General features: G+C 41.8%; 7 protein-coding genes and 2 pseudogenes. 7 read left to right on the forward strand and 2 right to left on the reverse strand.

Going from position 1 to position 12,927, the window contains the following annotated elements; genetic code table 11:
- Positions 1–280: 280 nt before the first annotated feature.
- The 5 genes and pseudogenes from KJB05_RS03315 to KJB05_RS03335 all read left to right on the forward strand — a co-directional run bounded on the left by KJB05_RS03315 (position 281) and on the right by KJB05_RS03335 (position 8,165).
- Positions 281–1,794: pseudogene (locus KJB05_RS03315) on the forward strand (type I restriction-modification system subunit M).
- The gene (locus tag KJB05_RS03320; RefSeq protein WP_208445017.1) at positions 1,787–2,959 is read left to right on the forward strand and encodes a restriction endonuclease subunit S; all 1,173 of its coding nucleotides are present in this window, start codon (positions 1,787–1,789) and stop codon (positions 2,957–2,959) included. Before KJB05_RS03315 ends, KJB05_RS03320 begins: the two are co-directional and overlap by 8 nt.
- 65 nt (positions 2,960–3,024) lie before the next feature.
- Positions 3,025–4,119: a PD-(D/E)XK nuclease family protein gene (locus KJB05_RS03325; RefSeq protein WP_208445018.1), complete on the forward strand. Its 1,095-nt coding sequence runs from the start codon at positions 3,025–3,027 to the stop codon at positions 4,117–4,119.
- A gap of 3 nt (positions 4,120–4,122) precedes the next feature.
- Positions 4,123–7,389: an HsdR family type I site-specific deoxyribonuclease gene (locus tag KJB05_RS03330; RefSeq protein ID WP_208445019.1), complete on the forward strand. Its 3,267-nt coding sequence runs from the start codon at positions 4,123–4,125 to the stop codon at positions 7,387–7,389.
- Positions 7,389–8,165 (forward strand): SprT family zinc-dependent metalloprotease, encoded by a 777-nt coding sequence (locus tag KJB05_RS03335; protein ID WP_208445020.1) that lies wholly within the window; start codon positions 7,389–7,391, stop codon positions 8,163–8,165. Before KJB05_RS03330 ends, KJB05_RS03335 begins: the two co-directional genes overlap by 1 nt.
- 173 nt (positions 8,166–8,338) lie before the next feature.
- Here KJB05_RS03335 and KJB05_RS03340 read toward each other — a convergent pair whose 3' ends face one another.
- Both KJB05_RS03340 and KJB05_RS03345 read right to left on the reverse strand, forming a co-directional pair.
- Complete coding sequence (locus KJB05_RS03340; RefSeq protein ID WP_172440937.1) at positions 8,339–9,559, reverse strand: hypothetical protein; 1,221 nt, start codon at positions 9,557–9,559, stop codon at positions 8,339–8,341.
- 2 nt (positions 9,560–9,561) lie between these two features.
- A complete protein-coding gene (locus tag KJB05_RS03345) occupies positions 9,562–10,590 on the reverse strand; it encodes a nucleoid-associated protein (protein ID WP_102590816.1) in 1,029 nt (342 codons plus the stop codon).
- A gap of 775 nt (positions 10,591–11,365) precedes the next feature.
- Here KJB05_RS03345 and recA point away from each other — a divergent pair.
- Positions 11,366–12,223, forward strand: a pseudogene (gene recA, locus KJB05_RS03350) (recombinase RecA); the annotation flags it as partial.
- A 205-nt stretch (positions 12,224–12,428) separates the two neighbouring features.
- Entirely contained in the window at positions 12,429–12,896 is a 468-nt protein-coding gene (gene recX, locus KJB05_RS03355) for a recombination regulator RecX (RefSeq protein ID WP_005425358.1), read from the forward strand.
- Positions 12,897–12,927 lie beyond the last annotated feature (31 nt).

A 12,927-nucleotide genomic window follows, 5' to 3' on the forward strand; every position in this document is an offset into this window, starting at 1 on the left:
AAGGGGTGAGCATGTCCGCTCACCTCTGCTTCCCATTCCTTCCCCTGCCTTTGAACCATGCGTTTATCCAACCACAACACCTCCACCTAAAGTACGAATATTGCCAAGGAAAAATACGTGTTCGTTACGTATTTTTCCTCTTCTTTAGTGATAGAATTGCAGCAACAAACATAAATAACAATGAAACTCCTTTTTGCTAAGTCACTGAATCTTTGATTGTAAACATTAGCTAATGTTGGTTTCGATTTGATATTCACCATTATTCAAGAGCAAGTAGTAAATGCCCCATACTAATATCAGTCAAGATGCAATAAACAAAGCCGTCTGGGCTGCCTGTGATACTTTCCGAGGCACCGTTGATCCGTCGATTTACAAAGACTTTATCCTAACCATGTTGTTCTTAAAGTACATTTCTGATGTACATAGAGATAAAGTAGCTGAACTAACGGTTGAATACGGGGATGAACCAGAGCTGATCGCAGCAATGATGGAGAGCCAGTCTTTTAAAGTCCCAACAGGCGCAACTTTTTGGGATCTATACGAAGCTCGTCATGAAGCAGGTAACGGATCACGTATCGACCAAGCTCTGCACGCTATCGAAGAAGCCAACGGCACCAAGCTAAAAGGCGTGTTCCAAGACATCAGCTTAACACCGATAAACTTGGTGATGAAAAGCAAAAGAACGAAATCCTTCGCCACTTACTGGAAGATTTTGGTAAAGAGACGTTGAACCTTCGCCCTAGCCGTGTTGGCTCATTAGATGTGATAGGTAATGCCTACGAGTATCTAATCAAACACTTCGCGGCAAGTAGTGGCAAATCGGCTGGCGAGTTCTATACACCACCAGAAGTCTCTGATTTACTCTCTATCATCCTTGAACCACAACAAGGCGACAGTATTTGTGATCCTGCATGTGGTTCTGGCTCACTATTGATGAAGTGTGGTAAGCAAGTTCAAAAGAACTTTGACGGCTCTAAGCAATACGCTTTGTTTGGACAAGAAGCCATTGGTTCAACTTGGTCGTTGGCGAAGATGAACATGTTCCTGCATGGCGAAGATAACCACCGTATTGAGTGGGGGGACACCATACGTAACCCTAAGCTACAAGATCAGGAAGGTGGATTACTGCACTTTGATGTGGTTACCGCCAACCCTCCATTTTCCTTAGATAAATGGGGATACGACATCGCGAGCAATGATCACTTTGGTCGCTTCCGCCGTGGTCTTCCACCAAAAACCAAAGGTGACTATGCGTTTATCTCACACATGATTGAGACGTTAAAACCACAGACTGGTCGTATGGGGGTCGTTGTACCTCACGGTGTGCTATTCCGAGCATCCTCCGAAGGTAAAATCCGTAAACAACTGATTGATGAAAACTTGCTAGATGCCGTCATTGGTTTACCTGAGAAACTGTTCTTTGGTACAGGCATCCCAGCAGCCATCCTGATCTTCAAAAAGCAGAAAAACGATAACAAAGTATTGTTTATTGATGCTTCTCGTGAGTTCAGATCAGGTAAGAACCAGAACCAACTAACGCCTGAGAACATTCAAAAGATTGTCGATACTTACAAGGCGCGTGAAACTACAGATAAATACTCATACCTAGCAACGCTCGAAGAGATTGTCGAGAACGACTACAACCTCAATATTCCTCGTTATGTCGACACGTTTGAGGAAGAAGAAGAGATTGATTTAGTTGCGGTACGAACTGAACGTTTAGCATTGCAGAATGAGTTGGCTGATTTAGAGGCTGAGATGGTAGGTTACCTAGAGGAGCTAGGTTATGAGTAAGTATCCTTCTGACTGGAAGAGTCAAACCCTTGGTGACCTTGTTACATTGCAAAGAGGCTATGACTTACCAAGTCAAAATAGGATTAATGGCGAAGTTCCAATTATGAGTGCTGCTGGTTTAGCTGGCTACCACAACACATCGAATGTATCAGGCCCGGGCATTGTGATAGGAAGAAGTGGATCAGGTTTTGGAAATGTTCATTATTCCGAGCAAGATTTTTGGGCGCACAATACCGCTTTATTCGTTAAAGATTTTAAAAATAACGACAATCAGTTTGTTTACTATATTTTGAAGTCCATCGACTTTACTAAGCATAATAGTGGTGGGGTTCAACCTTCGCTCAATCGCAACTTTATTTACCCAATAAGCGTTGGTATACCTCCGCTGTTAGAACAACAAAAAATCGCCCAAATCCTCTCAACTTGGGATAAGGCGATTGCTACCACTGAAAAGCTGATTGAAACCAGCAAGCAGCAGAAAAAAGCCTTAATGCAACAGTTGTTGACGGGTAAGAAGCGTTTGGTTAATCCTGAGACGGGTAAGGTGTTTGAGGATGAGTGGGAATTCGTTCGAGCAGGGAATGTATTCCAGACTAGATCAAACAAGAAGCATAATTCTGACTTGCCAATATTGGCTATTACACAAGATAAAGGCGCGATACCTAGAGAGCTTATTGACTACAATGTTTCAGTAACCAATGACAGCATTTCAGGTTACAAAGTTGTTGAGCAAGGAGACTTCATCATAAGTTTAAGAAGCTTCCAAGGTGGTATTGAGTACTCCAAATACAAGGGTATTTGTAGTCCAGCTTATGTCATTTTATATCCGAAAATAAAAATTGTGGATGCTTTCTATAAATACCATCTTAAATCTCATCCTTTCATTCAAGCAATGAAGAGTCGTCTTGAAGGGATTCGTGATGGAAAAATTATCAGCTATAAGTACTTTTCAGAGATCAAGTTGCCTCAACCATCATTAAAAGAACAACAAAAAATCGCTTCAGTCCTGACCGCTTCCGATAAAGAAATCGAGCTATTAGAAGTCAAGCTCGCTCATTTCAAGCAGGAGAAAAAAGCATTGATGCAGCAACTGCTGACTGGCAAGCGTCGCGTGAAAATGCAAGATGTTAAAGCACAAGAGCTAAAAAAAACTGAACCAGCTTAAACACATAGAATATCCGCCCAACTACTGGGCGGATAAAACACTAACAATAATAATTAAGGCTAGGAATGGATAAGACAGAACTTTCTCGTTACGAAGCGTTATTAGAAAAAATTAAAGGCTTACCATCTCAACCCGATTCGGAAACAAGCATTTTTGGTATCGGTTCTAAGGGATATTTTGAAAATCCTACTACGGACATTTTGGCGTTCTTTTGTGATGATAACGGTGACCATCGCTTAAATGCTTTGGTGTTAGAATCCTTAGTTCAATGTTTACCTGAATCCGTTAACGCAATTGATTGCTCGCTTTGTTCTTCTCCTGAGCGAGAAGTCACAACAGAGTCAGGCAAGCGTATCGACTTGTTATTAGAGGCTGATGATTGGGTTATCGTTTTAGAAAACAAAATTTACCATCATCAGAATAACCCTTTCGATGATTACGAAGCTTTTGTTTCTGGGAATAAATACCAGCGATTTAAGAATAAACAGCCCATTTTTGTCGTGCTGTCACCATCTGGTGACGCCCCTCAAGACTATTCGCAATGGCATGGGGTCAGTTACCCTAAGCTGATTCAAGCAATAAAAGACAATTTATCTCAGCACTTCTTTTCTCAGCCGCTAAATAAGTGGGTAATCCTGCTACGTGAATTTATTTTGCATTTAGAGACGCTTATGACAACTCAAACAACCCCAGAAGAAACGTTAGAATTTGTATTAAAAAACTTGGGTGATATCCAAAAACTACAAGAGTTAAAATCAAACGCGATTAATGACTATCATCAAGAGTTACAGCAACTTATCCAAGAACAAATTGAGCAGTCAGTTAAAATTCGTTTGCACCATTGGTATAAATTGCCAGCGCTTCGTTTTGCTTTAGAGTCATGGCAATCAAAGTCAGATGTTGTACTCCACTTAGACGGTGACGAGTCATACGCAAAATTTAATTTATATGCGCATCTTCCATCTCGTGAAGATGCCCCTATTGCTGAAAAGTATATTAGTGCTGGACACAAACATAGTTGGTTCGAGTCTTGTTATCGTGGTTATGACGTTTTTATTCCGAATGCGTCTAAAGAGCAGATTGTGAATGAGTTAGTTAAGCGATTGAAAATGATGGACGCTTATGAGCTGGCTGTACGTCCAAGCGATAATCGGGGTTAGTTGATGGCACATCAAGTTCCTAACTTTAAAGAAGAACAAAGTGCAAAAATCCCTGCACTCACGCTTTTGAGTAATTTGGGTTATATCTTTGTTCCACCAAGTGAGTGCTTGGTCATGCGGGGTAGCTTATCACTGGTCATCTTGCCTGATGTGTTGCGTGAAGTGTTAAAACACAAAACCTTCAAGTTTATGGGCAAGGATCACCAGCTATCAGAAGCCTCTATCGATAAAATCATTCACGAGCTGGCTAACCCAGCCATGAATGAAGGGCTGAAAGTTGCCAACGAAAAAATTTATGATGCTTTAACTTATGGCATCGGTGTTACAGAGTTTATTGATGGCAAAAAGGCCAACCCAACCATCAATGTGATTGATTGGCAAACTCCATCCAATAACCAGTTCCACTTTACTGAAGAACTGATCGTAGAAAATGCTCATGGCACCGCAAATCGTATTCCTGATATCGTCTGCTTTGTGAATGGCTTGCCTTGGGTAGTCATAGAAGCCAAGCGCCCAGACTCATCTCATGAGGGTAAGCCAACGGTAGCTGAAGGTATTTCTCAAAACATTCGCAACCAAAAAGTGGATGAGATCCCACATCTTTTCGCTTATAGCCAATTATTACTGTCAGTGAATGGGCACGATGGCTTATACGGTACATGTGGCACCCCTGAAAAATTCTGGGCTAAGTGGAAAGAAGAAGAGATCACTGAAGCGACCTTTGAACGCTTGAAGAATACTCCACTTACTCAAGAAAAATTGGATCTTATCTTTAATCACCGTCCTGCTAAGGTTCGAGATGAATACCTTTCGCTTATCGCAGGCGGTAAGCTTGTAGTAACCGCTCAAGACCGTCTATTGGTGTCGTTATTGCGCCACGACCGTCTACTCGAAATGACTCAGCTATTTACTTTGTTTGATAAGAAAGTTGGCAAAATTGTGGCTCGTTATCAGCAAGTATTTGGTATTAAGGCCTTGATTGAACGGGTAACTTCTTTTGATGAAAAAGGTGCTCGTAACGGCGGTGTAATCTGGCACACCACTGGCTCTGGTAAATCTTTTACCATGGTGTTCTTATCTAAGGCTCTAATTTGGATTAAAGAATTAGCTAAATGTCGTGTTGTTGTCGTGACCGACCGTGTGGATTTAGAAGACCAGCTTGCCCGAACATTCGCTTCTGGCGGTGCTTTGTCCGATAAAGACCATAAATCAGCCATGGCAACGACAGGCCGCCGCTTAGCCGAACAAATCGGTAAAGGGAATGAACGGATTATCTTTTCCATCATCAATAAATTCGGCACAGCGATTGAGTTGCCTGAGTGTTATAACGATAGCCCAGACATTATCGTTCTGGTTGATGAAGGTCACCGTAGCCAAAACGGTGAGAATAACATTCGCATGCAACAAGCTTTACCTAAAGCAGCTTATGTTGGTTTTACGGGTACACCACTGTTGCAAGATGATAAGACCGAGAACAAGTTCGGTAAGATCATTCACTCTTACACGATGCAGCAAGCGGTGGAAGACAAAACCGTTACTCCACTGCTATATGAAGAGCGTATTCCAGATCTAAGCACCAATGACAAAGCAATTGATGCATGGTTTGACCGCATTACCGATAAGCTCTCAGAAAAACAGCGTACCGATTTGAAGAGAAAATTTTCTCAGAAAGGTCAAATTTATCAGACAGAAGGACGCATAGAGCTTATTGCGCATGATATCTCTGATCACTTCCAAAACTTTAAGAACCAAGGTCTGAAAGGGCAACTTGCGTGTGACTCAAAAGCTTCAGCTATTACCTATAAAAAACTACTCGATCAAATTGGTAAAGTTACCTCGGTAGTTGCCATGTCGCCACCAGACACACGAGAGGGACACGATACGGTAGATGGTGAAAGCAAAGATGTGGTGCAGAATTGGTGGAAAGAGAACGTTGGCAGCGAAGATGAAAAGGAGTACACCAAACATATAATTGAAGAATTTGGTAAAGATGACGGCCCTGATTTAATGATCGTGGTCGATAAACTGCTAACGGGCTTTGATGAGCCAAAAAACACCGTGCTCTATATCGACAAGCCACTCAAGCAGCACAACTTGATTCAGGCTATTGCCCGTGTGAACCGACTGCATCAAAAGAAACAGTTTGGCTATCTGATTGATTATCGAGGCATCTTAAAAGAGCTAGATGCTTCTATTGCGAGCTATCAAGAACTAGAGGAACGTATCAAAGGTGGTTTTGATATCGAGGATCTAAAAGGCCTCTACAGCCGCATGGATACCGAGTACAAGAAGCTTCCGGGTTTCTACAGCGACCTATGGTCGATTTTTGAAGGAGTCCAAAATAAGCAAGATGGTCAGGCGCTACGCCAAGCACTTGCACCCAAGATAGATACCATAGATGGTCAGCTAACTGATACTAACCAAAAGAAACGTGAAGACTTTTATTCAGCTCTCACCGCATTCTCGAACTGCCTGAAAGTGGCTTTGCAGTCTGCAACTTATTTCGAAGACAAGAGCTTTGACGACAAGCGAGAACTCTATAAAAAGACGCTGAAATCCATGTCTGAACTGCGTAAGCAAGTACGTGAAGATGCGGAAGAGACTGTCGACTACGATGAGTATGCAGAGAATATTCGTACCATGCTGGATAAGCACATTGGTGGTGTTGAAATTCAAGAGTCAAAAGGTGCGTACCTTGTCGGTAATATGGGTAAGAACGTTAAGCCAGAAGAGTTGACGGATGATGAGGCTCGCAACAAGAAGGATGCTATCACTGGTCGTGTCACTAAAATGATTGAACAGGACTTGGCAGACGACCCATATGCTCAAGAATACTTTTCAAAGCTACTTAAACAAGCGATTCAGCAAGCTAAAGATATGTTTGATGCGCCTGTAAAACAGTACCTTCTATTTGCCGACTTTGAAGAGCAAGTAAAGGAACGCAATGTCGATGGTATACCCACCGACCGCTTCGCTGAATTCGACCCTAAGGTTAAGCGACATGTTCAGGCGTACTTTGGTCTGTTCTTAAAGCACTTACCAGACGTGAGCACCTTCAGTGAAGATGAGCGTTTTAATTATGCTGTGCAAATAGACGAGGTAGTTACGGCTTCGGTTGCGGAGTTCTCGATTAACCCACAAGAAATCGAGAACCAAATTCGTCGTAAGTTATTGCCTGTTCTATTTAAAGCCATTGGCATGGATACAGCAAAAGTGATAATTGCAGACGTTATCCAAATTACTCGTCTTGGCGTTGCAGGTCATCACTAATGACATCGGTAAGTTCAAAAGAAGGCAACAGAGAGGAATACAGCTTCATCTACGGTGATGAAGCTGTCCCATACGAGGTGGTTCGTAAACCTCACCCAGAAGGCAAGAAACGCAGGATAACTATCAAAGTTCATCCAAACTGTGAAGTGGTCGTTTCATCTCCAGAAGACGCGGAGCGTGAAGACATTCACCAAGCAGTAATGAAGCGTGCCAAGTGGATTTATGATGCGCTGAAAGAGTTTCGAGGCCACCTTGAGTATGTGCAGCCAAAGAACTATGTCAGCGGTGAGATGCAGTTCTACCTTGGCCGCCGTTATGTCCTGAAGATAGTGGAAGATATTGATGCCTTGCCAACTGTAAAAATGACTCGCGGCAAGCTACTTGTTACCTTAACTCGGTTTAACGACGACAAGACTGCCATGGTTAAAGCTTTAGTGCGCAACTGGTACAAGGTTCGTGCTGAACGCATTTTCCATGAACGTTTGTCTGAGCTACTGCCTCAAGCTACATGGGTAACCGGAATCCCAAGCTTTCGTGTTTTACCAATGGCTAAGCAATGGGGTAGCTGTTCAGCGAAAGGGAATTTGATGCTCAACCCACACCTCATCAAAGCACCCAAGGAATGTATTGATTATGTGATATTGCATGAGCTTTGCCACATCGCTGAGCACAACCATAGTGACAGGTTCTGGCGGTTGCTAACCAGCGTAATGCCTAACTGGAAAGAAGTGAAAAGCCGTTTGGATGGAATGGCAGAGTTGTATTTGAATGAGTGATGGCAGGTTAACCTAAATAGACTTTGCCCTAAACAAGTTACGAGTCATTGTAAATCATTTTCAAACGAGTAGAGTTTGTATTAGATGAGCTAATACAACTAATGCCCAAGCAAGTAATAGGTAAGACGTAACCTCCTCCCAGTAGTTGGAAGGAGGTTACGTCTATGATTTATTTATCCAGCTACGATTGGAAGCGTAATCGCTTTGTACGTGACCAGCACTGTAAAACCAAGTAATACGATAGCGAAAACCATAGTAGCTACTAGCTTGAGCCAGACTCTCAGCTTTCTTGTGTCTAAGTCCTGCTTTAATGTTCTAAGCTCGTCCTTTTGCCCACCTTCAAGTTCATCACCAAGACGCTTGAACAGGTCTTTATATTCACTCTCAGTAGCACTTAATGTCGCAAACTGACCTAATAGATTCCAACAGACCACAACAACTAGGAAGAACACCATCACGCAGTACGAGATATTCTTAAAAAATTGAAGACTTTCCATCGAGTCTGTTGCTTGCATTTGCGAAGTAGCAAACCATACACCTAATGGAATCGAGAATGTTTTGGCGGCAACTTCATCAAAAACTTTATTTACTTTATCAATGTACTCTGTTGCTTTCTCTCGATACTCTTTACGTACTTTATCAAATGAATAGTTTCGAACATATTGCTCATAACTAACTAATAGCTTGCTTGTAAAAGCATTAAAATGGTTAACTAGATGAGACAATCTCGACTTAGGATCAAGATCACTTAATAGGTTGTAAAGAGCCTCGCGAACTAAACTGTTCATCGCTTCTTTGTGCTGGTCTTTACCGAGCAACTCATCATAAAAACCAATATCAATGTCTGCACTAAGCACAGAGTCATCAACAGACAAAGTTATGTCTAGTGATTGACCACATAAAATAGTATATGTGTTGCCTTTGTTTGCATGGGCAACATCCTTAACTAAGTTACACACTTCCGAAACATTTAGATAAGTTGTGAACTTAGCATCTTTAGAATCTTTTGTGAGAATCTTGTTGAGGTCGCTGATATAGACCGCTTCAACTGGATTGAGCAGATAACCTGTATAGTTTGTTAAATCAGCCCAAGTAGAGCATATAAAGTGATCTTTGTTTTGAGCTGATTGTTTGCTTAATTCGATCTTAGCTCGATTACACGCAGTGTAGTGCTTGTCAGTAATCTCATCGTTTACTGTTAAATCAAGCTTTCTAGTATCGTCTTTATAGATATCAAATGAAGCCGAGCACAGCCCGACTTCATTCAACTGCTTAAGCTTGTTAACAATATCTGCGTTAAAGTCTACAAAACCAGACACGTCGTTACCGTCAACAACCACATCGGACATCAACTCTCTTATCGACTTGTATAGCTTTAACGTCTCAATATTCATAACTAGTCATTGTCTTTAGCTTCTCGCTGAAGGTCTATAATGCTCTGTTTCAATGTCTCTGGGATATCAGTAAAAATCAACTGTTCATCTTCAAATGTAACGGTCTTGCCAAGCAATTCGTTGTCAAAACTAATTGATACACCTTTACCACGGCCACTTAAGCGAACATAACGTTTCAACTCTGCCGAACTAATCGCTATTTGCTCACTTAGTTGGTGTTCATCGTTACGAGCAACTGCTAAGAAATCGTCAGTTGAATCAGGGAAAACTGCATTAGCGACATGTGTTAGGAGCACTTCTTTACCCGCTTTCTGTTGCTCTTGGATAAAGCTATGAGCACTATCTAATTTTGATTGCGTCTCATCACTATCTAAGCCTAGATCAGAAGAATAAGTTTTGATCGCAGTTTTTAAAGCACTCGTTTCACGAGTTGCGGCTTGTTTATCACGCTGACATCCAATGAAAGACTCAAAGTAATCGCGCATTTCAACAGAACGTCCTGTTTTGAACTTGATGTAACGACTACTCAAGCCCTCGTTCCAGTCAGTTAAGTTGATAGATGCACCCAAGTGTAAGCGGTTAAGGTCTATGATTGTAGCCGAACTTAAATCAAGATCTTTACTAGCGTTAATACCGTCAATTCGATTTAGTACGGTAATCGCTAACAATGTGTTCTCACGATACTCATACATGTAGAATGCGAGTATACCTCCTTTTACACTTTGGAGTTTAGGTTCACTGATAATATCAGCAAATCGCTCGGCCATGTCCTTGGTAGTTTCAACGAAGGTTTTCTCTTTGTTATGTAGGCGCTTTAACTGCTGCTCGAAAGCTGGTTCAAGCGTCGGATCACCATCTACACCAAACTCACCAATGTTAAGCGTTGATTGAGAGAATAATTCAATTAGTTGTTCAGTTAGCTTGCTTCCTAAGCCTTCAGTGGAGTTTTCTTCGTCACGCAGATTTGTTACTACTGGTTCACCATCTTTGTCACGAGTAACTTCATGAAGAATGACGTTCTTTATTGCCATGCTCTAGCCTTTATATAAATATATTATGCACATAGTACATTACGCTAGTGTTTTCAATGAAGCTTTTTTTGATGGAAGCAGCTTGGCTCTCAATGAACATCCACCGAGTTCACTGACACATTTTTGCTTTACTTTGCACAAACCATTGCTTATCCGAAAGCATCAATTTAGAGCTTCGGTTATAAACTATTTTTGTCCAAAAGTGAGCTGCGGGATGTCGAGTGCGGGTGTTCGATTCAGTCACACTATATAATTAAAACTGTCAGGGCGTGTATGAGTTAGCACATATCAACCACACAATATCAAGCATCTCTGTGCTGTTGACCACCATTGACTACGCGTGGTCAATGGTGGTCAATGCTTAAAAATGTAGTCTGTAAGACTGCGGACTCGATAAAGAGATCGCCTCTATTTTTCAAGTTGAGATGGACGATGACTTGATACAGTTACGTCATCGACATATCTAGTGTATGTCATACCCTTGTGGCTAAGTTTTTCTACGAGTTTGGCTCACGACTCCAAAGAACTAGATTACTGATCACTTAACGACTACTACTTTATGTAAAAACCATAGTTTGAATGTTTTACCTAAACCTACCCAAACTTGAATATAGTGAGATTTAGTGATCTAAACGAGACATTCATATAGCTCCGCAAGGAGAGGTTGCTAAATTCACTAAAATGAATAAACTATGAATAGACGAAGGACGTTAGAGTTACGCCTTTAGATCATCAAGATGAACCAGTTAAGCTAATAATAGTAAGTTTGACATTAATCTACGGTCCAGAATCTTCAGGTAAAACAACGCTAACTCTTGAGCTTATTGCTGCAGCGCAACGTGAAGGCAAAACTTGTGCGTTTATCGATGCAGAGCACGCTCTAGATCCTGTATACGCAAAGAAACTTGGTGTTGATATTGATGCACTATTGGTTTCTCAGCCAGACACTGGTGAGCAAGCGCTAGAAATCTGTGACGCACTTGCACGTTCTGGTGCGATTGACGTTATGGTTGTCGACTCAGTTGCTGCACTAACACCAAAAGCAGAAATCGAAGGCGAAATGGGCGACAGCCACATGGGTCTTCAAGCACGTATGCTTTCTCAAGCGATGCGTAAGCTAACGGGTAACCTAAAGCAATCTAACTGTATGTGTATCTTCATCAACCAAATCCGTATGAAGATTGGTGTGATGTTCGGTAATCCCGAAACAACAACAGGTGGTAACGCACTTAAGTTCTACGCTTCTGTTCGTCTAGATATTCGTCGTACTGGCGCAATCAAAGAAGGTGACGAAGTAGTAGGTAACGAAACGCGCATCAAAGTTGTTAAGAACAAGATTGCTGCACCGTTTAAAGAAGCAAACACGCAAATCATGTACGGCCAAGGTTTCAACCGTGAAGGTGAACTGATTGACCTAGGCGTGAAGCACAAGCTAGTTGAAAAAGCGGGTGCATGGTACAGCTACCAAGGCGACAAGATTGGCCAAGGTAAAGCAAACGCTTGTAACTACCTACGCGAAAACCCAGAAATCGGTAAAACTATCGATACTAAACTGCGTGAAATGCTACTTTCACCAGCACTACCTGAAGCACCAGAATCAGGTGAAAAATCAGAGCAAGAAGAAGAGTTTTAAGCTTCTGATTGAATCATATTGAACAAAGCCCTGCTATGCGGGGCTTTGTTGTATCTGCTGAAATCAAAATCAAAAAACAAAAGCTAGGTTAATATCAATTAGAGTAGGCAAGCGATCAGAACTAGTGCGTTGGTAAGCTAGAGTGAGCGGTTATTTACTGCGATTGTTATAAAGCCTGTACAGCAAAAACAGTTTTAGGATCATCATGTACCAAAAGCGTCAAGCACCGACTCTATCTAGCAAAGAAGCGGCTATCCAATTATTGAGCCGTCGAGACCATGGGCAATACGAGTTATACCAAAAACTGGCTCTAAAAGGGTATGAAGAGGCAGACATCGAAGCGGCCATTAATTTTTGTCTCGACCACAACTATTTAGATGACCTGCGTTACGCCAAAAGCCAAGTGCGCCAGCATGTTTACAAAGGTCATGGTGAGCGCCGCATTCGTCAAGAATTGAACCAAAAGCGTGTGGCAGAATCCATCATTGATATGGCGATGGCAGAAGAGCCCCAAGATTGGTTTGAACTGGCAAGAATGGCTGCTGAGAAGAAATTCAAAGGAATAAAAGCCAAAGACCAGAAAGAGTACGCAAAACAGGTGCGATTTCTGCAATATCGTGGCTACAGTTTTGACCAAATTAGCTATGCGCTGAGCTTTGAGGACGAAGATTAGCGGTCAGCCGTTCGCACTGTTTTTTGTTTTG

The organism is Vibrio sp. B1ASS3, from assembly GCF_905175355.1.
In the GTDB taxonomy this organism is placed as follows: domain Bacteria; phylum Pseudomonadota; class Gammaproteobacteria; order Enterobacterales; family Vibrionaceae; genus Vibrio; species Vibrio owensii.